18 protein-coding genes are annotated in these 26,726 nt (G+C 37.4%); 7 read left to right on the forward strand and 11 right to left on the reverse strand.

From position 1 onward, the window contains the following. Positions 1 to 36: 36 nt before the first annotated feature. From AC1PJP_RS13435 to metH, 3 genes are read right to left on the reverse strand one after another with little or no spacing between them, the layout of a single operon-like run. A complete protein-coding gene (locus tag AC1PJP_RS13435; RefSeq protein ID WP_479767249.1) occupies positions 37 to 1,704 on the reverse strand; it encodes a hypothetical protein in 1,668 nt (555 codons plus the stop codon). Next, on the reverse strand, positions 1,701 to 3,431 hold the full coding sequence (locus AC1PJP_RS13440; RefSeq protein WP_479767250.1) for a hypothetical protein: 1,731 nt from the start codon (positions 3,429 to 3,431) through the stop codon (positions 1,701 to 1,703). The genes AC1PJP_RS13435 and AC1PJP_RS13440 overlap by 4 nt, the downstream gene beginning before the upstream one ends. A gap of 57 nt (positions 3,432 to 3,488) precedes the next feature. After that, complete coding sequence (metH, locus tag AC1PJP_RS13445) at positions 3,489 to 7,175, reverse strand: methionine synthase (protein WP_479767252.1); 3,687 nt, start codon at positions 7,173 to 7,175, stop codon at positions 3,489 to 3,491. A 463-nt stretch (positions 7,176 to 7,638) separates the two neighbouring features. On the opposite strand from metH, the gene AC1PJP_RS13450 reads away from it, so the two are divergent. Together AC1PJP_RS13450 and AC1PJP_RS13455 are read left to right on the forward strand one after the other, a co-directional pair. Continuing rightward, a complete protein-coding gene (locus AC1PJP_RS13450) occupies positions 7,639 to 9,270 on the forward strand; it encodes an inorganic phosphate transporter (protein WP_151822240.1) in 1,632 nt (543 codons plus the stop codon). Positions 9,271 to 9,433: 163 nt separating this feature from the next. Continuing rightward, positions 9,434 to 10,768, forward strand: a complete 1,335-nt coding sequence (locus AC1PJP_RS13455) for a D-serine ammonia-lyase (RefSeq protein ID WP_416661763.1) — start codon at positions 9,434 to 9,436, stop codon at positions 10,766 to 10,768. Positions 10,769 to 10,814: 46 nt separating this feature from the next. Here the strand turns inward: AC1PJP_RS13455 and AC1PJP_RS13460 are convergent, their stop codons facing one another. The 5 genes from AC1PJP_RS13460 to AC1PJP_RS13480 all read right to left on the reverse strand — a co-directional run bounded on the left by AC1PJP_RS13460 (position 10,815) and on the right by AC1PJP_RS13480 (position 16,654). After that, complete coding sequence (locus tag AC1PJP_RS13460) at positions 10,815 to 12,362, reverse strand: hypothetical protein (RefSeq protein ID WP_151827420.1); 1,548 nt, start codon at positions 12,360 to 12,362, stop codon at positions 10,815 to 10,817. Between the two features lie 554 nt (positions 12,363 to 12,916). Beyond that, the gene (locus AC1PJP_RS13465; RefSeq protein WP_016138934.1) at positions 12,917 to 13,081 is read right to left on the reverse strand and encodes a hypothetical protein; all 165 of its coding nucleotides are present in this window, start codon (positions 13,079 to 13,081) and stop codon (positions 12,917 to 12,919) included. A gap of 107 nt (positions 13,082 to 13,188) precedes the next feature. Further along, complete coding sequence (locus AC1PJP_RS13470) at positions 13,189 to 14,193, reverse strand: SUMF1/EgtB/PvdO family nonheme iron enzyme (protein WP_416661762.1); 1,005 nt, start codon at positions 14,191 to 14,193, stop codon at positions 13,189 to 13,191. Further along, positions 14,190 to 15,866: an arylsulfatase gene (locus AC1PJP_RS13475; RefSeq protein WP_416661761.1), complete on the reverse strand. Its 1,677-nt coding sequence runs from the start codon at positions 15,864 to 15,866 to the stop codon at positions 14,190 to 14,192. Before AC1PJP_RS13475 ends, AC1PJP_RS13470 begins: the two co-directional genes overlap by 4 nt. A gap of 170 nt (positions 15,867 to 16,036) precedes the next feature. Next, positions 16,037 to 16,654 carry a rhomboid family intramembrane serine protease gene (locus tag AC1PJP_RS13480; protein WP_013198625.1) on the reverse strand — a complete coding sequence of 206 codons (618 nt, stop codon included), beginning with the start codon at positions 16,652 to 16,654 and terminating at the stop codon, positions 16,037 to 16,039. 157 nt (positions 16,655 to 16,811) lie between these two features. Between AC1PJP_RS13480 and nfuA the strand changes: the two genes are divergently transcribed. Next, complete coding sequence (gene nfuA, locus AC1PJP_RS13485) at positions 16,812 to 17,450, forward strand: Fe-S biogenesis protein NfuA (protein ID WP_005303330.1); 639 nt, start codon at positions 16,812 to 16,814, stop codon at positions 17,448 to 17,450. A 169-nt stretch (positions 17,451 to 17,619) separates the two neighbouring features. Beyond that, positions 17,620 to 19,884, forward strand: coding sequence for a TonB-dependent siderophore receptor (locus AC1PJP_RS13490; protein WP_174746255.1), 2,265 nt, complete (start codon positions 17,620 to 17,622; stop codon positions 19,882 to 19,884). Between the two features lie 23 nt (positions 19,885 to 19,907). On the opposite strand, the gene AC1PJP_RS13495 is transcribed toward AC1PJP_RS13490, so the two are convergent. Together AC1PJP_RS13495 and AC1PJP_RS13500 are read right to left on the reverse strand one after the other, a co-directional pair. Then, positions 19,908 to 20,915: a hypothetical protein gene (locus AC1PJP_RS13495; RefSeq protein WP_440206865.1), complete on the reverse strand. Its 1,008-nt coding sequence runs from the start codon at positions 20,913 to 20,915 to the stop codon at positions 19,908 to 19,910. A 26-nt stretch (positions 20,916 to 20,941) separates the two neighbouring features. After that, a complete protein-coding gene (locus AC1PJP_RS13500; protein ID WP_479767256.1) occupies positions 20,942 to 21,967 on the reverse strand; it encodes an alpha/beta fold hydrolase in 1,026 nt (341 codons plus the stop codon). A 285-nt stretch (positions 21,968 to 22,252) separates the two neighbouring features. Here AC1PJP_RS13500 and AC1PJP_RS13505 point away from each other — a divergent pair, with 285 nt between their 5' ends. Beyond that, the gene (locus AC1PJP_RS13505; protein WP_004793989.1) at positions 22,253 to 22,867 is read left to right on the forward strand and encodes a carbonic anhydrase; all 615 of its coding nucleotides are present in this window, start codon (positions 22,253 to 22,255) and stop codon (positions 22,865 to 22,867) included. Positions 22,868 to 22,902: 35 nt separating this feature from the next. Here AC1PJP_RS13505 and AC1PJP_RS13510 read toward each other — a convergent pair whose 3' ends face one another. Further along, positions 22,903 to 23,526 (reverse strand): arylesterase, encoded by a 624-nt coding sequence (locus tag AC1PJP_RS13510; protein WP_479767258.1) that lies wholly within the window; start codon positions 23,524 to 23,526, stop codon positions 22,903 to 22,905. A gap of 44 nt (positions 23,527 to 23,570) precedes the next feature. On the opposite strand from AC1PJP_RS13510, the gene AC1PJP_RS13515 reads away from it, so the two are divergent. Next, complete coding sequence (locus tag AC1PJP_RS13515; protein ID WP_151766855.1) at positions 23,571 to 24,263, forward strand: ABC transporter ATP-binding protein; 693 nt, start codon at positions 23,571 to 23,573, stop codon at positions 24,261 to 24,263. A 3-nt stretch (positions 24,264 to 24,266) separates the two neighbouring features. Then, positions 24,267 to 26,726 carry an ABC transporter permease gene (locus tag AC1PJP_RS13520; RefSeq protein ID WP_479767260.1) on the forward strand — a complete coding sequence of 820 codons (2,460 nt, stop codon included), beginning with the start codon at positions 24,267 to 24,269 and terminating at the stop codon, positions 26,724 to 26,726.

A 26,726-nucleotide genomic window follows, 5' to 3' on the forward strand; every position in this document is an offset into this window, starting at 1 on the left:
TTCCTTCACGCCCTCTTTTTTAAACATGATTTAACATTAAATTAAAAAATTCAATGGAATAGGTTGTCGATAGTGTCTACATGCAACAAGTAAAATAGGATATAAATCATTTTTGAGAAGTGAAAAACTCTCTAAATCATTATTTTGAGATAACATTATTTTAAATTCTTTAATAAATCCAGTCATCTCTTTCTGAATAGGGACATTTGACCAGCAAGCGCCATGGAAACGATCAGGTGATTTTAAGATCATATTTTCCGATTTTACCCGTGGGAACCAAAATTGAAAGTTGCAATGAGAAAGTTTTTCTCTCTGTATTTCCTGAATTGTTTTAAAAGATACCTCATCGTTTAAAATTGAGGAAATTAGTGCTAAACTTGGTAGCATCAAGCTCCCTGCTGTAGCTTCCTTAAAATAACTTTCATCATTTTTTGATGAATGATTTAATAATTTTTCAAAATCTTCATATATAACTGGATATAAATAATTTATATTATACGAATTTTTTAAGGCATTAGTTAAATTGGTCAAATAAAACTTAATAAATTCAATATGTCCCTCTTCATTGCTTAGATTGAATGCGATAATAAAAAATGAAATTTCAATGATTTGGGAGTCTTTAATCGGTGTGAAAAGTATTCCATTGTTTGATATTAAGGCCTGTAGTGTATCAAGGTGATTGCACATTTTATCAGTTAAATCTTTTTTAATATTTTCATCACTTTCATTTTGTATATCAAAGTGTAGCCAAAAAGCGTAAACTGAAAATCTACTTAGAATATCAAACAATTTTAAATTGGTATTTATATGGTTACCATAGTGAGAATTAGCAGAAATAGTATATTTTGTATGACAAAATGGTTTAAGTTTATCTATATAGTTTTCACTTATCTTTCTATAAGTTCTTAGTACATTGTCAAAAGTAGATTTTATTTCTTTTGCTTCTTTATTTGTTTGTGTGTAAATATCTTTGATAATGATCCAAGATGTAAATATCGATTTTTCACATGATTGATAGATACTTTCTAAATTATCTAAATTTCTTGCCCATGAATATAAAACCCATAAACTAAGGTTTATTAGGCGAATTTTTCGTACAGTTTTTAGCCCTGATTGTTCTATAAGTTTAAGTAGTGAGTGAAAATATTGTACCGATGATTCAGGCTCTTCAATCATTGCAATAGAGCGTCGAAGTTCTTCACGAAAACCAATTGGAAGTAAGGATTCTTTGAGTAAATGTTGAATAATTAACTCTGCAACTTTATCACCATTCCATTCTTCAAATGAAATACGATCAGTTGTTTTCTGAGCAATATAACTAGACACATTTTCTCTAACCTGTTCTAAAATATTTCCACCAAAACATAAACATATTACAATTTTTTTATTTTTGTGTTCCTCTGGAATTCTGTTAGGAATATATACATCAAAGATTTCTTCAATAGAAGGTCTCAATGCTTGATCACTTTCTCCATTCCAATGTGTACGGTTTAAATCGCCATCTTTTACTGAAAACAAAAAAACAGTATCGTCTTGATTTGAGTTTTTACCCACCGCCATAATATCAACCCCATTTTGGCGTGTGCCTCTTTGAGGAAGGGAGGTTACAATCATTCCCATTTCTGTTAAGAGGTCAGGTAGTAGAGCATCTAGTTCATTACGTTCTTTTAAGGATCTCAAATATTCTTTTAATATTAATTTCATGATTCCATTCCTTCATACTTCATTATTTGTCTTTGATATTCTAGTAAAACTGGATCGGTGAAGTATTTTAGAGGCAAAGTCATAGTGTAAGAAAAAGAACTAAGTTCATTTTCTTGAATAGAGATTTCATTGTTCTCGATATTTGTAAGATGAATATAAGTTTCACCATATAACATGATGTTTTTTGAAAAAATATCAGAAAATACTGATTGAGCATCAGCTAATTTGCTAATTTTTTCATTTTCATAATGCCTTTTATATTGTAGTAACCTCGAGTGCTCTAAAGGGCATGCTAATTCTTTCAAATTTTTTGCTCTATCTAGATCGCTATAGAATTTTTCATGTTTAATTTTAAGATCTTGAATTTTTTCTTTTATTTCTAAGTTCATATAATTTTTTTCATTGAAGAAAAAGCCAATATATTGAGGCTCATAATTAATAATGACATGTTGGAAAGTCAGATTGAGGACTTGTTTAATTAATTGAGAGGATTGCATTTTGTTTAAGATACTAGTAATAAAAATTAAAATGAGATTCTCATATATATCAAACCATCCAATAGATTTTTTAGTTAAAAAAGTATAATCCGACTCTTTGAAACTCGTAACCCAAGAAACATCTACTTCTAATGATTTAATTTGATGAGTTAATATTATAGTTGACACAGACTCCCATAATTTTTTTTGTTTGGTAAGTAGCCATCGTGTAATGATTTTATTAATTAATTCAGTTTTTTTACATATATAGTAAGTATGGAAATTCTTAATAGAAATATTTTCATGATTAATTAATAGATGTTCAATAATCTCAATTAGTCTTTTAATATCATTTTCATTTGTTATGTTGTTAATGCAGAGGCTTAATGAATTACAAACTTGAGGGGGTATATTATGGGAGTTAAGTATAATTTTATAAAAACTCTCTCTGATCTTTTTAGAAAATTTATTTCCCTCGCTAAGCAGTAAAGTTGAAGATTGAATTGGAATTTCTACTAGATCAGGATTGCTTTTAATAATTTTTATAGTATTGATTATATCTTCTTCGAGTTCCTTATGTTGAAGATACATATAAGTTATAATTTCTAAAATTTTAGAAAATTGATTTCCATTTAAATTATTATGATCTATTAAATTTAAAATTTTATCTAATATTTGAGTTGCATCAGAAGGCAAAGGATAAATCATATATTTGATTGCATCCAAGAATAAATTTATATTTTTTTCTTTTAAATCAAAGTGTTTTAAAATGAATTCTTGAGTTTGATTTGGCTCAAAATTGGTTAAGCATGCAATTGCTAAGCCTAATTGATCATAATGTTTTTCTAGATTATTAGTTATTAAACTAAATAAATACTGTGCATAACTGCTATTTTTTTGTCCTACCTTTTTAAGGTAGTGAAATCTCAAGGGATCTTTGTCAAATATTTCATCAAATTGAAAAGTAATAGTGGTGAGGTCAATAAAATTTATATTATTTGCTTGAGTGATAATATTAAAAAAAACATGTTCAAATTGATCGATATTTTTTAATTGCTTAGGAGTTTTACATTCAATTATTTTTTTTGCTAGATGTAATAGATCTATTTGATGATTATCATGTAGGTTAGCTATAGAAAGAGCGTGCTCTTGTGAATAAGATTTGTAGTAAAAATTAATGAGGCTATTAATTTTTATTTCTAAGTCAGAAGTCTTACTATTTAGAGCAGTAATTAAATTTTCCAAGGTCATAAATTATCAATAAATAATTAAATTTTATGATATTTATAACCTTGAAATTTTTATTAATCAACTAATCGAATCATCTAAATTCGGCCCTAACCAGCGTTTTGCCTCATCAAGTGTCCAACCTTTACGTTTTGCATAATCTTCAAGTTGGTCTTGAGAGATTTTGCCCACGTTAAAATATTCACTTTGTGGATGAGAATAATAGAAACCACTTACTGAAGATGGTGGCATCATTGCAAAGTGTTCAGTCAGTTTAGTACCGATCTTGTCGGTAGAACCTAACCAGTCAAACAACACTGCTTTTTCAGAGTGCTCTGGACAAGCTGGGTAACCCGGTGCAGGGCGAATACCGACATATTTTTCTTTAATCAGCTCTTCATTGCTAAGCTGTTCATCAGCTTTATAACCCCAGAACTCTTTACGAATGCGTTCATGCAAGTGTTCTGCAAAGGCTTCAGCAAAGCGGTCAGCTAGTGATTGAACTAAAATTGCAGAGTAGTCATCACCTTTGGCTTTGTACTCATTTGCCAATTCTTCTGCACCAAAAATCGATACAGTGAATCCGCCTAAGTAATCCTGTTGCTCACGGTCAGCGCGAATGTAATCTGCCAAAGACAAGTTTGGTTTACCTGTTACTTTGTCAGATTGTTGACGTAAGTGCTCAAAAGTATGCGTAACATTTTGACCCGCTTCATCAAATACGCTGACGGTGTCAGCATCGGTGCGCTGAGCGGGGAACATACCAAATACAGCACGTGCATCAAAAAGGTTGTTGTCGATAATATCTTTCAACATTGCTTGAGCTTGGTTGTACAAATCTGTTGCAGCTTCACCAACCACTTCATCTTCTAAAATTTTCGGAAACTTACCTGCCAAGCTCCAAGAAATGAAGAATGGTGTCCAGTCAAAATATTCTACAAGTGTTGCAAGTGGGTAATTGGTTAAGACCTGTGTTCCCAAAAGATTTGGTTTTGCAGGAACATAACTCTCATCAATTTTAAAGCCATTCTCAACCGACTCTGCATAAGTTAGCTTGGCAGCTTTAGGCTGTTTGTTAGCTAAGCGCTCACGAATTTTGACATATTCAGCACGGTGCTCTGCAATAAAGTTTCCACGCATTTCTTTTGAAAGCAGGGTAGTTGCGACACCCACAGCACGTGAAGCATCGGCAACATAAATCACAGCATCATTTTGATATTGAGGATCAATTTTTACTGCTGTGTGTGCTTTAGACGTAGTCGCGCCACCAATCAATAAAGGAATGTTAAAGCCTTTACGCTGCATTTCTTTCGCAACAAATACCATTTCATCTAAAGATGGCGTAATCAGACCTGATAATCCAATGATGTCACATTTTTCATCAATTGCAGTTTGCAAGATTTTCTCGCAAGGCACCATCACGCCAAGGTCAACAATATCGTAACCATTACAGCCCAGTACAACGCCTACAATATTTTTACCAATATCGTGTACGTCGCCCTTAACAGTTGCCATCAGGACTTTACCTTTAGATTGGCTACCTGTTTTCTCAGCTTCAATGTATGGGTTGAGCCAAGCCACAGCTTGCTTCATAACACGTGCAGATTTCACAACCTGAGGTAAGAACATTTTGCCTGAACCGAACAAGTCACCGACCACATTCATGCCGTCCATCAAAGCGCCTTCGATTACATCTAAAGGACGTTTGGCTTTTAGGCGAGCTTCTTCTGTGTCTTCGTCAATGTAGGTGGTAATACCTTTAACCAATGCATATTCAAGACGTTTTTCTACAGGTTCGTTACGCCATTCAAGGTTTTCTGCTTCGCGCTGGGCACCACTATGACCACGGAATTTTTCAGCAACTTCAAGTAGTTTTTCAGTAGCAAGTTGACCAGATTCACCTTGGTTCTGGTTTAAAACAACATCTTCAACTGCATCTTTGAGTTCTTTAGGAATATCGTCATAAATGGCCATTTGACCGGCATTTACAATACCCATGGTCATGCCTTGTTTAATGGCATGGTACAAGAACACGGAGTGAATCGCTTCACGAACAGGCTCATTTCCACGGAACGAGAACGAAACGTTCGATACACCGCCAGAAATCATGGCATGTGGTAAGTTCTGTTTAATCCAACCTGTGGCTTCAATAAAATCGACGCCATAGTTATTGTGTTCTTCAATACCTGTTGCTACTGCGAACACGTTCGGGTCAAAAATAATATCTTCAGCAGGGAAGCCCACATCGTTAACTAAAATGTCATAAGAACGTTTACAGATTTCGCGTTTACGTTCAGCAGTATCGGCCTGACCAGTTTCATCAAAGGCCATCACAATAATTGCAGCACCATATTGACGGCACAGGCGAGCTTTTTCGACAAACTCGTCATAACCTTCTTTTAACGAAATCGAGTTAACAACAGGTTTACCTTGTACGCATTTTAAGCCTGCTTCAATGATTTCCCATTTTGATGAGTCAATCATGATTGGCACACGTGAAATATCTGGTTCAGATGCTACAAGATTTAAGAAATGTACCATCGCATTTTGCGAATCGAGCATCCCTTCATCCATGTTAATGTCGATAATCTGTGCGCCAGCTTCCACTTGTTGCTGTGCAACTTCTAAAGCTTCGGCAAAGTTTTCTTCACGAATTAAGCGTAAGAATTTTTTTGAACCAGTAACGTTGGTACGTTCACCGACGTTAACGAACAATGAGTCATCATAAATATTAAATGGTTCTAAACCGCTTAAGCGGCAAGCTGGCTTCGTTTCAGGAATTTGACGTGGTGCAATGTCTTTTACAGCATTGGCAATCGCACGAATATGGTCAGGCGTTGTACCACAGCAACCACCGGTAATATTGATCAAACCACTTTCTGCAAATTCTTTTAAGAAGGCAGCAGTTTGTTCTGGTGTTTCATCATATTCACCAAAAGCGTTTGGTAAGCCAGCATTTGGATGAGCAGAAATGAACGTATCAGCAACATCAGACACGGTTTTAACGTGAGGACGCATAGCATCTGCACCAAGGGCACAGTTGAAACCAATTGAGAGTAAGTCACCATGGCGTACAGAGTTCCAGAACGCTTCAGCAGTTTGACCTGTTAAAGTACGACCTGAAGCATCGGTAATGGTCCCTGAAATCATGAGTGGTAATTCATGACCAAGTTGCTTAAAGACTTCTTTCACCGCAAAAATTGCAGCTTTACAGTTTAATGTATCAAAAACGGTTTCAATCAAAATGATATCTGCACCGCCTTCAATAAGCGCATGAGTTGCCTCAATATAGTTTTCTTTTAGCTCATCAAAAGTGATGTTACGAAAGGCAGGGTCATTTACATTAGGCGAAATTGAACAGGTACGCGATGTTGGACCGAGTACACCTGCTACAAAACGCGGTTTATCTGGAGTCGAATACTTTTCACAAGCTGCTTTAGCTAAACGTGCTGCTTCACGGTTAATCTCTGGAACAAGATCTTCCATGTGGTAGTCAGACATTGAAACACGCGTACCGTTAAAGCTGTTGGTTTCAATAATGTCTGCGCCTGCATCAAGATAAGCTTCATGAATACCTTGAATGATTTCGGGTTGAGTTAGCACAAGAAGGTCATTATTACCTTTTAGGTCATGTGCCCAATCGGCAAAACGCTCACCACGGTAGTCGGCTTCTTCTAATTTATGGCGTTGAATCATGGTACCCATCGCACCATCAATAATCAGAATGCGTTTGGCAAGAAGCGCTTTTAGGGTGGCAAGCGTAGACATAGAAAACCCCGATATTTTACAAATTTAAAAATGCGGCGCTATTGTAACAGAATAGTTGCGCAATTGATGAGCTATAACGACCCACCATTCACTTGTAATAGATTCATTAAAAAAAGGCTTTTATGACAAATAGAGACTGTTTTTTCATCAAATATTCATAAAATGATCATGATATTGAAATATTTCATCGCCAATATTCCGTTTTATGACAATTATGCTGTTTAAAAAACAAGCATTCGGGTAATTTTTTATATATTTTTGCTTTAAAAATAGTCATAAATAAGGAAGATATAAATTGATTTAAATTATTGTATTTTAATAAAAAAATAAATTTCATAGAGGAAAGGTGCATCAAATGAGGTCAAAATATGAAAAATTGACTTCATCAGGCGCCGCTTTGTCATATAATTGTCATAATTTAATTTAAGAATACAGAGGATTTTTTTATCCTCTTACCGTCTGCATGAATTCTAATCTACCCCCTGTTTCGGATTCAAAACTTGCGGCAAACCTGCAAGTCAAATCGACGAATGTACATGTCCCGACACCCAAGTTTTTTATGCCGGTGTTTCTGACGATTATTGTTGCAACACTTATTTATATTGGATTTCAGGTGAGTGCTGATTTAGCACATGTACCACCTTTGAGTCTTTATTCGGTTATCCTTTTATCTACTGCACTCTTGATTGCTTTAGGCTTTGAGTTTGTAAATGGCTTCCACGATACTGCAAATGCAGTAGCAACAGTAATTTACACCAATGCTTTACCTGCACCAGTTGCAGTCATGTGGGCAGGTTTTTGTAATTTTCTTGGGGTAATGGTTGCAAGCGGCGCAGTCGCTTACGGCATTATTGCATTGTTGCCTGTTGAACTGATTATGAACATGGGTAGCGGTGCAGGTTTCGCAATGGTTTTTGCGCTTCTAATTGCTGCAATTCTCTGGAACTTAGGTACTTGGTTCTTGGGTATTCCTGCTTCTAGTTCTCATACTTTGATTGGTTCAATCTTGGGTGTGGGCATTATGAACCATCTGTTGAGTGCATCGACTGGCGTAACGACCAGCGGTGTTGATATGGATCAGGTGATTAAAGTCGGTAAGGCCTTATTATTTTCGCCTTTAATTGGTTTTGCTTTTGCAGCGATTGTATTCTTGTTGGTTAAAACTGTTTTTAAACGCCAATTAGAATTATTCCAGCCGCCAGAAGGTAATAAACCACCACCAGCAATCATTCGTGCAATTTTAATCTTTACCTGTACAGGTGTAAGTTTTGCACATGGTTCTAATGACGGTCAAAAAGGTATGGGTCTCATCATGCTGATTTTGGTTGGTCTGGTGCCGTTGGCTTATTCATTAAATAAAAACCTTGATACACAACAAGTTCAATCATTCCATCAGCTTTCTTCTCAAACTGCCGTATTTTTGAATCAAAATCAGCCAGAATTAACTGATGAAAAAGCACGTGTTATTCTGACTAAATACATTCAAACTAAACAGCAAACTCCAGAAGTAGTGCCTGCATTGGCAAGCATGACTGACCACTTGGGTGAGCGTGTTTCTAGCTATAGCAACTTAAAAGATATTCCAGAAGCTGCAATTAGCGAAATTCGTAATGACATGTATTTAAGTACCACTTCGTTTAAGCGTTTGGATAAAGCAAATGCATTACCAAAAATGGATCAGTCACAAGAAAAACTTGTGAAAGAATACCGTAGTAGCTTAGATTCATTCTTACAATACATTCCAACTTGGGTGAAAGTAGCAGTTGCTTTGGCACTTGGCTTAGGCACCATGGTTGGCTGGAAACGTATTGTTGTGACTGTAGGTGAGCGTATTGGTAAGCATCATATGACTTATGGTCAGGGGATGTCTGCTGAGCTTGTAGCAATGAGTACAATTGCAGCTGCTGACGGTTTAGGTATGCCTGTTTCAACAACACACGTTTTAAACAGTGCTGTTGCGGGTACCATGGTTGCGAATAAATCAGGCTTAAACTTCAATACAGTTAAAACAATTTTATCTGCATGGGTATTTACACTTCCTGCAACAATCTGTTTATCAGGCGGTTTGTACTGGTTATTCTTGCAGTTTGTATAAAAGCATTTAAAACATTAAAGCCACTGTGAACAGTGGCTTTTTTATTTGTTTCTTTTTAAAGTTCAGTCTATTTTCATGTACATTCAATTATAAATTAACAAGTCGTTATAGAGCATCAAGCAGCTTTAAAAGCTGGGCTTAAACTTTGATATCAGGATAGATTATGGATGCGGTTCAAATAGATCAGCTAAAACAACAATTTCCACTTATTGAGACATTGCAAGCCTATAAAGAGACATTTTGGTTTACACCTCATCGCTATCCTTTAACAGAAGCTTTAGAAAAAGTTGGACTCACAGTAGACGATGTAAGTGAAGCGGAAGCAAGGCTAGCGCGTTTTGCACCTTATTTGGCAAAAGTATTTCCTGAAACTCAAGCACAACATGGAAAAATTGAATCAGATATTGTTGAAATTCCGAAAATGCAGCAAGCACTTTCTTCAACAGAACAAGTGCTACTGAGAGGAGCATTCTGGCTGAAAAAAGATAGTCATCTCCCTATTTCAGGTTCAATTAAAGCCCGTGGTGGTATTTATGAAGTCTTGGCTCACGCTGAAAAATTGGCAATTGAGGCAGGGCTTCTCAAGTTGGAAGACGATTACACTAAACTCGACCAAGACGCATTTCGAACGTTTTTTTCTAAGTATCAAATTGCAGTAGGTTCTACAGGCAACCTTGGGCTTTCTATCGGTATTATGAGCGCTAAACTGGGTTTTAGAGTCACAGTCCATATGTCTGCCGATGCTAGACAGTGGAAGAAAGACAAACTGCGTTCACTAGGTGTCAATGTTGTGGAATATGCCAGTGACTATGGTGTAGCTGTTGAAGAGGGACGAAAAGCCGCAGAACAAGATCCACACTGCTTTTTTATTGATGATGAAAACTCGAGAACATTATTTTTAGGTTATGCCGTTGCTGGAATACGCTTAAAACAGCAATTTGAGCAAAAACAGATTAAAGTTGATGCTGAACACCCATTATTTGTTTATTTGCCGTGTGGCGTCGGTGGTGGCCCAGGTGGCGTGAGTTTTGGGTTGAAACTGGCTTTTGGTGAGCACGTACATTGTTTTTTTGCTGAACCAACCCATTCGCCTTGCATGTTGCTTGGTGTGCACACAGGCTTGCATGATCAGATTTCAGTAAATGACATTGGTATCGATAACGTTACAGCCGCAGATGGACTTGCAGTAGGGCGTGCTTCAGGTTTTGTTGGACGTGCTATGCAACAGCTAATTGATGGCTATTACACAATTAACGATGAACGTTTGTATGAACTAATAGCACTTCTAAATCAAACTGAAAATATTCAGCTTGAGCCTTCAGCAGTGGCAGGAATGATGGGTCCATATTATGTTCAGACGAGTTCTGATTATTTGGCTTTACATCAACTATCAGCTGAACAGTTGCAGCAGGCAAATCATGTGGTATGGGCGACCGGAGGCGGTATGGTGCCACCTGATGAAATGCAAAAATATCTATCACACTTTCAAAATAAATAGAAAAACTCAGAAAAAAGCCCAATTCTAGAATTGGGCTTTAATTAAACTATTTTTTAGATGATTTTCCAAAAGGTAGTTTTTCGGTTGCAAATCCATAGATTGCAGCAAAAGGTAGGGCAGTTCTTGCTAAATAAGCAACACGCCATAATCCGCCGTGGTTAGCACCTTCCATCATGAGTTCAAGCGGATGGTCCAGTTCAGTTTCAGGATTTGCCACAGAAGACTCATTTCTTAAGTCATGAATCCAGAGTGCCGCCATAATAGCATTGGTCGTTTCAGGACTAAACGCTTCTACATCAAAAAGCTCTGCACCATTAAAAGCTGCTTTCAATAATGGATTTTTAGTCACAGAGTGAGTCGTTGTAGATGGAGCAATATTAATACTGACGTGTTGTCCTTGATGACGGGCCAAAATAGCACGCCATTGTTGAATGCGTTTTGCCAAAGCATAGTTTGGGCCTTGTTCAACCACTAGACAGTCGGCAATACCATAAGTTTTTCCATTTTCACAATCAATCAGGTCTTGATAAGGCGCTTGGAAAAAACGATTTAAGGAAAGTGTAGAAACACCTTTCACCGCCATTTTTTGTAGTTTTGTGCGTGATTTAAATTTTTGTTGAGCAGCTTTTGCTACTTCTTTAGGAACAGCATAAACATCGGTTGGCGTACACATAAACATAAGGCTCGTATCAGACTTATGCTCGCTCACAAATTGCATGATGCTATCCATTGCCATCGACACGCGAACATGCTTTTCACCATCTAAATAGGCGATTGCGGCCAAATCTAACTTTTGTGGAAACTGCACTAGCCACTGTGCAATTTCTGGTAATTGAGTCAATAAATTTGCACCCAATTTATCCTTTAGTTCAGAAGCTTTTGCTGAGGAAGCAATTTGTTCAACGCTTGGAGCAATGAGTGTTGCGTTTCCTTGTTGAATCGTATTTAAAATTTTGCCCCAGACACGTGGGTTTGGTAAGTCGACAGCAATAATATTCGCTTTCCATTTGGCTAACCAAGGTAGAGGACCAGCTTCTGAAGCCGCACCAAACAACACCATGGTACGGTCAGATAAATCAAACCATTCTGGATGAGCAGTAGCTTCACGCAAAGCTTTTGCATGGCTTGGTTCAATAATACCAGCCTCTTCCCAACGTTGAATTTGGTCTAGTAAGCTTTGTCCACTGAGCTTTTGCCCTTTGTAAGGAACATACCACTCTGGGGCTGCATCACTTTCACCTTTAAGTTTTACTGTATGAAGGGGTGTAGATGAAGCAATATGAACCGCATCTTTTAAAAGGTAATGCTTACTATCACGATAGTAGTCAAAAAGGTGGTGAGCTTTATGCAAGCCCTGCTTAGCAATAGTAATTGGGTTGCTACTATTTGAGATGCCTTGCTTAACAAGCGCTTTAAAATAAATAGGGTAGTTTTTTCGCCAGTTTTTTTCATTCAACACTTGTTGCGCGGTTTTATTATCTACAACAGATAAAGCCTCTGACAAAATCTCTTGGCCTGTAAGAGATGTGCTTTGTTTTTTTGTTGAGGCGTGTACTGGAAATTGTAGACCTTCGACTTGACTTGTGCTGGACATAAAATATCTCGTTATAAGACTGGGTTAATATACAGATGTATACATTATCTATGCCAATGAAAGGAAACGAGTGGCAATAACTGACAAAATAATATTGAATATTTATGTGATGAAACTTGAAAGAGCAATTTTTTATGATAAATCCATCTCATTTTGACCTTAATTTTTTTCACATTTTTAGAACATTTTTATAGACTTACGTTACATAAATGATTATTTTGTATGAAGCAAATACATCAGTTTTAACCTGAAGGTAAAATGTTCAAAATGTATCAATAATACAGATGCAGAAATGATTAAAAACTAGACTTTTTTCTTAAAGGATAAGAGAAGTCAGACGGAATAAAAAAGAATTGGGGTGAAACTAGATAGAAGACAACGTAAGATTGTCTTTTAAAAATCTTGGGGATATGGTGATTTTTTTACACCATAATTTTCTAGTTTCATCCCATCTATTTTTGGGTTGGAACCCACTATTTTTGTACTCAGCTTATCATTCAATTAAACTCTATTTCTTTAACGTAACTTCAAAATTACTTTAAGAATGAGTGTTTCTAACAGCGTCCTTTTTTAGCTTGTCCTGGTGGGCAAAAGTCTCCGGGATGATTGTGATAAGGTGAATCTGGATCAATCACAATACTACCTTCCCGTGTATGAACTGCACAGGCTGATAATGACATTGTGAAAATTGCTGCTACACAAAGAAATAATGCTTTCATCATGTTCTCACTTTTTTATCATTCTCCTTTGTACTATAGAAATATATTGATTATTTTTCGACCTACTTTTCGTTAAAAATATATTTACTAATTCTAATCAAAAGAAACTAATCAGATCTTAAAATTGTTCGAAAGCCAACGTGGGTTGCTGCTAAATCAAAGTCTTGCGGATAACGACTACTGTTTCGATAACGCGAACAATAATTTTGAGCACATAGAAAAGATCCGCCTTTAATTACATATTGTGTACTCGCAATTTGTTGTTGTCTTAAATCAGAATAATTTCCCATATGTTGGTCATGAGCACCTTGATAAGGAGAGGATGTCCATTCCCATACATTTCCAATCGTATCAAATAGTTTGAAATTATTTGCCGCAAAACATCCAACGGGTGCTACATCTTTAAAGTGATCTTGATTTAGGTTTTGAAAAGGGAATTCACCTTGCCAGTAATTTGCTTGTGGATGTTGATGTTCATCGGTAGGCGCTTGATGTAAGGGCGTATCAGTTTTTGAGTTGGCTTTAGCTGCATATTCCCATTCTAGTTCTGTTGGTAAATCATGTCCGAGCCAGACTGCATAATGTTCAGCATCGTTTTTACTCACATATCGCACAGGCTCATTCGGATTAGCTACAGCACCATTACTGCCATTTGGAGTTTTCCATGTATATCCTGATTTTAGCTGCCACCATTGCTGTGGATGATGAGGATCTGGTGAGAAAACAGCAGCCTGCTTTTGTTTTTCGGCATCGGTAATATAGCCCGTTGCTTTTACGAAGCTTGCAAACTGAGCAACGGTAACTTCAGTCTGATCAACCCAGAATCCTTTGACTTCTCTTTGTTTTTTTCCAAAATTAAGTTCATCGGGATAGGCTTTCTCAGAACCAAAATTAAAATGCCCATCGGCAATTAACACCATGCCAGCTGTAGGCTGTTTGAGCCAACCTTGAGGTAGTCCAGAGTAGTTTTTACACTTTTCAATAGAACCAAGGTCAGCTAAAGACGTTAGCTGTTGAGGCGAGGGTGCTGATTCAGAAACTTGTGAAGATTGGCTACAGCCTGTCATAAAAGACAGGCTGATTGCGGTAACTAAAAATAGTTTTAATCTCATTTGGCGTTATATTCCTGCACACCATTTTTCTCAGTATATTTTTGATAAACCGATAACAACTCTTGCACTTTTGCTGGGTAAAGTTGTGCAACATTGTGCTTTTCTCCACGATCAGTGGCAATGTTGTACAACTCCCAAGTCCCAGTGCCTAACTCAGGGCGCCCTTGAACTGCAATTTTCCATTCACCTTGTTTTGCATATTTACTGCCATGTAATTCATCGGCAAAACTAAAATTTGCAGGGCGAATGGTAGTAGTTTTATTTTCAAGTAAAGGCTTCCATGAAACTCCTGATGGCGTATTAATGGTACGACCATTGTATTGGCCTTGAGGTACTGGAATATGAGCATATTCTAATAGGGTTGGGAAAACATCGAGTACAGATGCAAAGCTATTATTGGTTTCTTCTGCTTTTTTCTGATTTGGTAATTTCACAATAGCAGGGGCAGTGGTTGCACCTTCACCAGCTGTATCTTTCCATAAATGAAATGGTGCCGCGCTGACCTCGGCCCAACGTGGTCCAATATAGTGATATGAAGTTGGTGTACCCACATTTGCTACAGAGTTATCAAAACCAGATTCACTACCATATCCGCCACGTACAAAACCTTCAGCACCGTTATCGGAAACAAAGAAAATTAAGGTATTGTCATAAAGATTATTTTGTTTGAGGTATTGAATAATACGGCCGACGTTAGCATCGAGGTTTTCTACCATGCCTGCATAGATTTCCATTTTACGGGCTTCTAATGCCTTTTGTTCGGCTGTTAACTCATCCCATTTTCCATATTTTTGTGGGGCATTTTGAGTTGCAATTGGTTCTGCTGCCTCAAAGTTTGCAGGGATAATTCCAAGCTGTTTTTGCTTAGCAATACGTGCGTTACGAATAGCATCGTAACCAACATTATAAACACCGCGATATTTTTCACGGTATTCAGCAGGTGCTTGAATTGGCCAGTGAGGCGCCGTATAGGCAGCATAAGCAAAGAACGGTTTGCCACTATTTTTGCCTGAGTCTAAGTAGCTCAGTAATTTATCGGTAAAATAATTTGTCGAGAAAAAGTCATCAGGCAAAGCTGAAACAGGAATAACTTGGCCATCTTCTGTATAAGTTGAATTTCGTTTAAACGCACTTGGCGCTTGCTTAAAGTGGTGATCTAAACCTTGTAATAAAGTAAATGAATGATCAAAACCTTTTGCATGTGCATTGGTTTCAGGGGTTAGCCCTAAATGCCATTTACCACTGATGTACGTGCGGTAACCATTATCTTTAAGTACTTGTGCAATCGATAGAGAACGTTCATTTAAATATCCCTCGTAGCCTGGCTGTCCTTTCAAATGTTCTGGTGTCAGTTCAGCCATTGCCCCAATACCAGCTAAATGGTGATCAGTACCAGAAATGAGTTGAGAGCGTGTTGGAGAACAGGTCGGGGCAGTATGATAATCCGTTAAAAGGCGACCTTCTTGAGCCAAACTATCAATATTAGGGGTGTGAATTTCACCACCAAAAGCGCCTAAATCTGAATAGCCTAAGTCATCAGCCATAATAAATAAGATATTCGGTTGCTTAGGTGTGGTTGCTACATTTTCTTGATTATCGTTGTCATTACATCCAGCTAAAGATAAGCTAAATAAAGCAATGGAAAGGCTAGATAAAATTGCTTTGTACGTCATTGTATCATCTGAATTATTAAAAGAATTGGCACGAGTTTAATCAGATGGTTTTTGCAATCAAAACAAAGAAATGATCAAAGATAATCAGAAAAAAGACTGAGAATTTATAGTGATAAATTAATGAGAAAAAAAGAAAAGCCCACAAAGGGCCTTTCTTTAATTTATTTTGTTTAGAAAGGAAGGCGAGTCAGTTGGTCTAAGAAATGCGGAATAACTTTTGGTTCAAGTAAAATTGTTACGATGATTCCGTAAGCCGCACCCCATAAATGAGCACTATGGTTAATATGGCTATTACCGCGCTTACCAGCCCAAATACTGTATGCCACATATAAAATTGCAAAAATAATAGCGGGCACAGGAATAAAAAATACGAAAATCAGCTTCCACGGCTGAAATAGAATATAAGCAAATAACACTGCCGAAACAGCACCTGAGGCGCCTAGGCTGGCCCAATTCGCATCATTTTTATGCTGTAAATAGCTTGGTAAAATCGCGAAGATTAAGCCACCTAAATAGAACAACACAAAACCCATGTCGTAGAAATATTGGCGATAAAAACTTTCAATAATACTGCCAAAGAAGAACAGGGTAATCATGTTGAAAAGTAGATGTGTTCCATCGGCATGGATAAAGCCATGGGTAATGAAGCGATCAATCTGTCCACGTTGCATTGCAGGCGGCCAAAAAATCAGCCGGTTCATCACGTTTTGGTTGCTAAAAGCAATTAAAGAGATAATGACCGTAATAATAATAAGAGTAACTGTATGGTTAAATGGCAAATGCAACATAAGAAATATTTAAAAAATGATCAATACTGGCTCAATAATGCCATTAAAAACTTAAGTTGAAACCCTGTTGTGTATAAATCCGACAAATTTAGTTGATTTTTTTTAAATCCACCTCATCTTCGGTTAATATAAAGGCATCAGCTTGAGGAATATTGTTATGTCGACTGAGAACACCAACACTGCTGTTGCAGAAGAAATTCCAAACCTTTTGATTACACCATCTGCACAAGAGTATTTGCACGATTTATTAACGAAGCAAAATACTCCGGGAATTGGCGTTCGAATTTTTGTTGAGCATCCGGGTACGCCACGTGCAGAATGCTGTATGGCATATAGTGCGCCAGAAGAAGTGATCCCAACAGATTATAAACAGGACTATCCTGATTTTCCTGCGTATATTGATGCACCATCTATTCCATATCTTTTAGATGCTGTAATCGATTACAACAAGGACCGTTTTGGTGGTCAGCTCACTTTCCGTGCACCAAATTCTAAGGTTCCACGTGTTGGTCCAGATGCATCAATTGAAGAACGTATTACTTACATTCTTCAAGCAGAAATTAACCCAGGCCTTGCAGGGCATGGCGGAAATTGTAGCTTGGTAGAAGTACAAGATGACCCAGAACATGGTTTAACTGCTGTATTGAAATTTGGTGGTGGTTGCCAAGGTTGTTCTGCAATTGACGTTACCTTGAAACAGGGCGTTGAAACTACTTTAAAAGAGCAGATTCCTGAGCTCCAACGTGTGGTTGACCAAACTGACCATACGCAAGCAGAAGGTGCTTATTTCAAATAATTAAATTATTTGAAAAGTGACATAAAAAAGCCTCGCAATGAGGTTTTTTTATTATTCAATATAAATAATGATAATTATTATCAATATCATTTGTAATTTTATTTAGATTTGTTACAATGCCGAACTTAAAATGAGAGATGTTTAATAAATCAATATATTGGGAATACTTATGTCGAAGCGTATTATCCAGTCAGTGCTTTCTGTTTCAGTACTGGCAAGTATGATGTCTATGGCTTATGCTGCACAAAATGAGCAAGAACAAGCTGAACAAGCATTAGAAAAGCCTGCTGAACCTGTGAAATTGGAAACAATTTTTGTAACTGCTGAAGAGCAAGTGAAGCAATCGCTCGGTGTGTCGGTTATTACCAAAGAAGATTTAGAAAAACTACCAGTTCGTAATGATATTTCTGACTATGTACGCCGTATGCCGGGTGTTAATTTAACAGGCAATAGTGCAACGGGGCAGCGTGGTAATAATAGACAAATTGATATTCGTGGAATGGGGCCTGAAAACACGCTCATTTTAGTGGATGGAAAACCAATTAACTCTCGTAATTCAGTTCGTTATGGCTGGAAAGGAGAGCGTGATACACGAGGTGATTCAAACTGGGTTCCAGCAGAAGCAATCGAATCGATTGAAGTTTTACGCGGACCAGCCGCAGCTCGTTATGGTTCGGGTGCAGCAGGTGGTGTGGTTAACATCATTACTAAAAAAGTGACGAATGAAACTCATGGCTCAGTAGAGTTTTATACTTCACAACCCGAAGATTCTAAAGAAGGTGCATCAAATCGTGTTGGCTTTAACGTAAGTGGGCCATTGATTAAAGACGTTTTGTCTTATCGTTTATATGGTAATTACAATAAAACAGAAGCTGACGATGTCGATATTAATAAATCAATAGGCAGTACCGCAGCTGGCCGTGAAGGCGTTAAAAATAAAGATATTTCAGGCCGTTTAGCTTGGCAGGCAACAGATCAACAAACTGTCTTACTTGATGTCTCTTCTAGCAAACAAGGTAATATTTATTCTGGTGACTCTCAGTTAAATGCAAATGCTGAAGCGGATGCGATTCTTTCGGAACTTATTGGTAAAGAAACCAATACCATGTACCGCGATAGTTATGCATTAACGCATGAAGGGGATTGGTCTTGGGGTAAAAGCAAGTTAGTTGCTCAATATGATAAAACTCACAATAAACGTCTTCCTGAAGGTCTGGGCGGCAGCACAGAAGGAAAAATTAATAATCTGGATGACAAAGCCACTTCACGCTTAGAAACTCTTCGGTTAAATGGTGAAGCCAATATTCCTTTTGAATATTATGTACCACACGTATTAACACTCGGTACTGAATGGGTTGAAGACAGATTTAAAGATAATATTTCGACAAATCAGGGAGCAGACAGCAGCGGTTCAGGTTACGGCGATCAATTAGCTAAAGGCAATCGCAGTAAAATGGAATCACGTATTGCTTCTGCATATATCGAAGATAACTTAAAACTTACCGACAGCACCGATGCCGTAATAGGTTTGCGTTTCGATGATCACAGCAAATCTGGTTCTAACTGGAGCCCAAGCTTAAACATTACTCAAAGACTCAATGATTATTTCACTTTAAAAGGTGGGGTAGCAAAAGCGTATAAAGCGCCAAACATGTATCAAAATGCCGAAGGATACTTACTCAGTACGAACGGCAATGGTTGTCCGGCTAATATTGAATCACGTTGCTTGTTGCAAGGTAATGGTGATTTAAAACCAGAAACTTCGGTAAACAAAGAGCTCGGTATCCAGTTCCAAAAAGATATCGTGAATGCGAGCTTAACTTGGTTCCGTAACGACTATAAAGATAAGATTGTGGCCGGTACAAATGTTGTCGGAACAGTTGATGGTTCAAGCACCAATGCAAATACAGGAGCTGTGACCAATACCAAGTGGAATATCTTACGCTGGGAAAATACGCCTAAAGCATTAATTCAAGGTTTTGAAGGAAGTTTGGGGTTAGACTTTGGCGATATTCGTTGGACCAATAACTTTACTTATATGATGGACTCGAAAGATAAGCAAACGGGTAACCCATTATCTTTAGTTCCAAATTATACGATTAACTCAATTTTTGATTACGACATTACAGATCAGTTAGATGTGAATTTTGTATTCACTCAATATGGCCGTCAAAAATCTCGCCAGTTTGCTGAAAATAGACTCGAATCGGGCATTGGTTCAGGTGGAACAAATTCTGCAATTAAGCCAAGTACTGTAAAAAGCTATAGCACCGCTGGTATTAATGTTGGTTATAAAATTTCAGATAATATAAGTACGCGTGTTGGCGTAAGTAACTTGTTTGATAAACAAATTTTAAGAGACAGTAATTCGATCAGCCAAACCTACAATGAGCCAGGTCGAGCTTATTACGCTTCTTTAAAATATTCTTTCTAATCAAGACAAATAATAAAGGCGCTTTAAGCGCCTTTATTATTTAAAATATCTAATGCTTTTTCAGAATAATAAAATTTCTCTAGATACACGCGAGCACGACGTCTTAAATGTCCCGTTATAACTAATTGCTGTAATACAGGCACAAGCAACTGAGTCAGTTCATGTTGTATCAAACTTTCATTAATATTGAGATCACGCAGTAGCAAGTCAAAATTACGTTCCTGATTTCGAACATACCACGTGTAAATACCATCATGGACTTGTTGTTTCAGGTAATCAGTTTGACGAATGTGATCCCAAATCTCGTGTCCTAAACCTACAGTCTTTGATAAATCTTGAACTTCTACATAGTTTTTCAAAACAGAAAGTGGCATAGATTTAACTTTATGCCAAACATTTGCCTGAAAATGATAGAGCTTGTCATTGTCAAAATGTTGGTTTAAAACGCGCTCACTCATTTGACTTAGTTTTAAAATATTCTTTTGCAAATAATGATTAATCGTATCGTCTAGATTTGAATCAGTCACTGTTTCTAGAACAGATTTCCCCATTTTCATAAAACGGCCTACACCCGGCACACGCTTTGACATAGATTCATCTAAGTAATCATGCATTGTTTGTTGAATCAGTTGAGTCAAGAGTGCTGAAAATGCAGGATTATTCACAATCGTTTTAATGATTTTTTTACGATGCTCTTCTTTACTTGCAACGTATTGTGCAATTCCATCAATTGTTAAAACAGGAATAACATCTTCAATTGTTGTATTTTCATTGGCTGGATGAATAAGTGCAAAGCGAATATGTTCTGCAATTTGTTCAAGCAGAAAATCAGAAGCAGGAGTTTCTAAAATCTGCTTTTGAATCAGCTGCTGAATTTGTTCAAAGGTCCAGAGGTGTTGTAGTTGCCGACTACCCAACCAATGATAAAATTGCTCAAATTCTTGTTGAATGATTTGGGGCTGAGCAAATTCCTCATCTAAAAAATCAAGATGAGCTTCAATGAGTTTTTCTATAAGCGGTTGGGTAGACATAAGGTCTCACAAGTCCGAAGTTTTATTTAAGGTGTAGTCATTTTTGCAGACTGATTTGTTTCTACTTTAAGTAAAAACGGTACATATTGTTGAATAACTAGCTGCTCGGCTTCCAATATTGGCATATGGCCGACATTCTCTAAAATAACCGGAGGTTGGGCATTCTTTAAAAGTCGTTTTAGTTCACTTGCTACTTCTACGTTAATAATCTTATCTTGCTTACCCCATAAAATCAGTGTTGGTGCATCGATTGTCTTGGTAAGAACTGCAAATGAATCTGGCGTGTAGACTTTATTGAGTGCAATAAGCTGATCAACCAGTTTTTGCGTTTGAGGCGCCTGATTAATCATCAGCTTTTCTTGAGCTTGAAGGAACTCTTTAGGAATAAATGGAGGATTAAACATGGTTTGCTTTAACAAATAATTAAAGTCACCTTTTTTAGATACTAAAAGTTGTTTTAAGTAAGCTGGATCTTTTAGGTAAATTGTATTTGCAGAACGGAAAATACCGCCACTATCAACCAAGAATAGACTTTTAGTTTCAAATGGATATTGTCCAGCATAGAGTAGGGCAATCGAACCACCAAGTGAGTGGCCGGCAATATGAATTGGGCCTTTTAAATTGGCAGCTTCAACAAATCGACGTAACTTTTCGGCAAGATTGGGTACTGAGTAGTCGAAATCCTGTGCAACTATGGTTTCACCACTACCCGGTAAGTCCGGAATAATAACGTGATAATTTGCTGTGAGATAACGCGCAACTCGGTTCCAGTTATCACGACTCCCTCCTAATCCATGAATAAGAAGCAATGTCGGTTTAGCCGTAGAACCACCTTCACTATATGACCATGTCACCTCGCCAACTTTTAAACTTTTACTTTGTAAACCTGCCCAACTGCGCTCTTGCTGTAAAATATTCTGAAAGTTTATATCTATGGTATCAGCTGCTTGCGTCTGAAAAACACCTGTTATTGTTGTAAGACTACAAGCCAAGGCAAGTGCCATAGCTGTTTTCTTTATGGTTGTTTTGGTTGATACAAACAGCGTCGTCATAAGATTTCATCCTTGAGGCATAAGCGAGTTTGAAAATTATTGAAAAACTTTGCCAATGAGTCATTTGCCAAATGATCAAAAGGAGAAAAATTATAGTCAATCCGAGAACCAAAGTATGTCTATTTTTTCGCTAAACAGTAAGGAATTTGCGATAAAAATTACATTCAAATAGAGATCGTATTTTTAAATTTTTTCATGGGAAATGATTTAATTTTTTGTCAGTGACATTCAAATTTTGACACATTAAAATGATTTCCAACCTTGAAAAAACAATGGAAATATAAAATGCCTACCGCGCAAGAAGTTTTAGATCGTCTGAAAGCTGGTAATCAACGATTTGTAAATGGAAATAGTTCCCTTGCAAAAACCTTATCGCATCATGAACGCGCTGAAATGGCAAAGGATCAAAATCCGTTTGCGATTGTATTAGGTTGTTCAGATTCACGTGTTCCAGCAGAAATGGTATTTGATCAAGGTCTTGGTGACTTATTCGTAATCCGTGTTGCTGGTAATGTGGTTGCTCCTTCACAAGTCGGTAGTGTTGAGTTCGCGGCAGAACGCTATGACTGTCCAGTTGTTGTTGTATTAGGACATAGTCATTGTGGCGCTATTCAGGCGACAATTGATACGTTAATGAATCCTGATCACCCGCCATCATCTAACTTAATGTCGATTGTGAACCGTGTTCGTCCGTCAGTTGAAATTTTAATGCAGACTGATTTAAAAAATGATTTGAAAAAACTTTCATGTCATGCGGTACGTTCAAACGTTTTTGCTTCGGTAAATCAATTACGTCATGGTTCGGCTGTATTGGAGAGCCTGATTGCGAAAGGTGAGTTGATTGTTGTTGGTGCAGAATATTCGCTAGAAACTGGTGAAGTAACCTTTTTTGATTTCTGATTATATTAAAAATAATGCTTAAAGATAAAAGGTGCCTACAGGGCACCTTTTATATATGGATAAGCTAAATTAAGTAATTTTGACTGTGCTTGAGCATTGGGATGAATCAAGTCATTTTGCATAAGCTGTTTTTGACCTGCGACTCCATCAAGAAAAAACGGTAGTAATTTCACCTGATATTTTTGGCTGACAACTTTATAGTTATTTTCAAAAGCTTTGCTATATGCAGTCCCATAATTTGGCGGAATTTTCATGCCAAAAAGAATAACTTGGGCTTTTTGTTTCTGACTTAATTGAATGAGCTGATCCAGATTTTTTTGAATCATTTGAGGTGATTGACCACGTAAGCCATCATTTCCACCTAATTCAATCACGACCACATTTGGCTTATAAGTTTGTAATAGCTTAGGTAGTCGGGCTAAAGCGCCGCTGGTTGTTTCTCCACTAACACTTGCATTGACCACTTTGTGTTGTTTGGGATACTGTTGGTCTAAGCGTTTTTGCAGTAATTGTACCCAACCTTGTTTGGGATCAATTCCGTAACCGGCACTAATACTATCTCCTAAAATTAAAATAGTTTTCGCCGATACAAGCATAGGCAGCATACTTAATGAGATGAGCATGATGCTTTTAGAACCAATCAAAAAAGATTTATACATTTGTACTTCGACCCTGATTCTGAATACATAGGACTTTTTACATCATGCCACAACCCATCATTGCTGCCCATCAAGTTACACAAACTATTCAGATTAACCAAAATCAGTTTACGATTTTAAAAGATATCGATTTAGAGATTTTTGAAGGGGAGCAGGTGGCAATTACTGGGCGTTCTGGCTCAGGTAAATCAACATTATTGGGAATTTTGGCAACTTTAGATCAACCATCTGAAGGTGAAGTCTGGTTGTGCGGTCAAGCTGTTCATCAGCTAACAGAGGAGCAACGCGCCCAAATCAGAATGCAGCATATTGGTTTCGTATTTCAGTCTTTTCAACTTTTACCTCAGTTGAGTGCGCTTGAAAATGTGATGTTACCTTTACGGTTACGTAAAGATTTTGATTATAAAACCGCAGAGAAAAAAGCTTTAGATTGGTTGCATCGAGTAGGTCTTAGTCGTCAAGTTGAACAAACACCTAAAGTCTTATCTGGAGGGGAGCAACAACGTGTAGCGATTGCACGAGCTCTTATTGCAGAACCACAAATTATTTTTGCAGATGAACCGACAGGAAACTTAGATGGCCAGACAGCACAAGAAATTGAAAGTTTGCTCTTTGATTTAAACCGAGAGTTAGGTACGACTCTGATCTTAGTGACTCATGATCGTAATTTGGCCGCTCTTTGTCAGCGTCATGTTGAGTTAGATGATGGCCGACTAAAGATAGTACAGGGTGGTTAAATTATGCGTAATCTTCTAAAACCACTTTTGCTACAAAGTTTTCGTACGGGTGGATTATATCTACTCATTATTGCTCTATCGCTTGCGATTAGTGCAACCACAGCCCTGAAATTTAGTAATGACCAAGTTAAAAATGCAGTCAGTCTGCAAGCTTCGCAAATGCTGGGTGCAGATTTAGTTCTGTCGAATAACGAGCCTATCGAACAGCCGTGGAAACAAAGAGCAGAGCAGCTTGGTTTAAAGCAAACCAATGTCACTCTATTTAGTTCTATGGCTCATACACAAGATCAGTTTGTCATGGTCAATGTAAAAGCGATAGAACCTGCATTTCCACTCAGAGGACAGCTTGAAATTGCGCCAAAAACTCAAGCGATTCAATCTGGTGAAGTCTGGCTAAGCCAAAGAGCAGCGGATTTATTAAAAGTAAAAAGAGGAGATATTGTTTCTATTGCTGACGGTACCTTCCGTTTTAGCGGCGTGATTGTGCGTGATTCAAATCAAGAGCTCGGTTTTTCAGGCTTTTCACCTACCGTGATTATTCATCAAGCCGATATTGCTAAAACTCATGCAATTCAAACTGGCAGTAGAATCGATTATCGACTGTTAATGTCTGGTCAACCTGAACAAATTCAGAGGTTTAGTAAGCAATTTAAGCAACAGCATCAACCTTCTAAAGAAGCAGATGAAGCGGCGGGTCTACGTTTACGTGATGCGAGTGAATCAAATAGTCGGTTATTACGCCCGCTTGAAAACCTAGATACCTTTTTGCAATTAGCCAATATTTTAACGATTTTGTTGTGTGGGATTGCCATCGCTTTAACGAGTCAAAGATATGTTCAGCAAAACCAAGATCATATTGCACTTCTCAGATGCTTAGGAGCCAGTAAGTTCCAAATTTTATGGGCCTATATTGGATTGCTTTGTATTGTCAGTGCGATTTCAATTGTGATGGGAAGCCTATTAGGTTTAGTCATGGGGTATGGCCTGCTGCAACTTATGCTGCAATTGATTCCTCAATTAGAGTTAAATTTTTCGCTAATACCACTTTTACTTGGGCCTTTACCAATCGCTATTTTTACGAGTGTGATTGTGCTGCTCGGTTTTATTTTGCCAAGCATTTGGGAGCTTTTAAATACACCTCCAATTCGGGTGATTCGCGAAGAAGCCAAATCTCGTAAATCTTTATTCTTTATGTTTTTTGCTGGCATTAGCAGTCTGATTGTTTTTAGTTTGGTGTTGAGTGAAAACTTGATGCTCAGCATTGTGGTTTTGGCTGCGATTATTGTTCTTTGTATTTTGCTGTATACCGTTGTTTGGCTTTTACTTCGTAGTTTAAAAAAGATGAAAAATCGTTTGTCTTTTTATATTCGTTCGCCCTCGCAAAGTGCCTTACAAATTACCGCATTAGCGTTAGGCTTAAGCCTCATTACTGTATTAAGCGTATTAAGAACAGATTTATTACAGCGTTGGCAGCAACAGCTTCCTGAAGGAACCCCGAATCAATTTGTATATGGTTTACCTCCATTCGATTTAAAACCTTTTGAGCAGCAATTAAAGCTACATGGTTGGCAAAGCACGCCGCTCTATCCAAATATCCGAGGCCGACTAGTAGCAAAAAATGATGTACCTTTTTCAGAAGAAGCCATAAAACAAAATAACTCTTTGCGCCGTGAATTGAATTTAACGCAATCAAATCAATTACCGAATGACAACGCAATTACAAAAGGACAAGCTCAGTTTAATGGCATTGGGCAAGTTTCAGTTGAAAGTAAAACTGCCGAAAGTTTAGGAATCCAAATTAGAGACAAGCTGACCTTTAGCTTGCCTGAAGGTACATTACAAGCCAAAGTTGTGAATTTCCGGAGTGTAGAGTGGGAAAGCTTTAGCCCTAACTTTTTCTTTATTTTTTCCCCTAAAACCTTAGATGAAAATGCTGGAAGTTATTTAGGTAGTTTCTATGTACCTAAGCAAGATCAACCTAAAATGATCAATATTATTCAGCAGTTCTCAAATACAGTATTTATTGATGTTGATCGAATTTTAGATGAAGTAAAACGCTTAATGAATGTCTTGGTCAAAATAGTGACTGTACTGGCAGCGTTGGTCGGTTTTTCAGGCGTATTGGTACTGATTGCATGTTTAAACCTATTAATGGACGAGCGACGCCGTGAGGTTGCTTTACTACGCTCATTTGGTTTATCTAAAAATAAAATGAAGCAAATGCTCAGTTTTGAGATTGGATTCCTTGGTCTGTTAGCAGGCATAGTTGCCTGCTGTTTTGCGGAGGTGATTAGTGCGATTGCTAGTTATAAAATGAATATGGCAATACAGTGGCATTTTGAAATATGGCTGATTTTACCTCTTGGCATGATGCTGCTTTGTGCATTGATTGGTCGTTATCGACTCGGTTATCTTTGCAACTTACCACCTTTACAAAGCTTAAGAGAATTAAATCAGCTTTAA

It is taken from the genome of Acinetobacter sp. V116_7, from assembly GCF_056735735.1.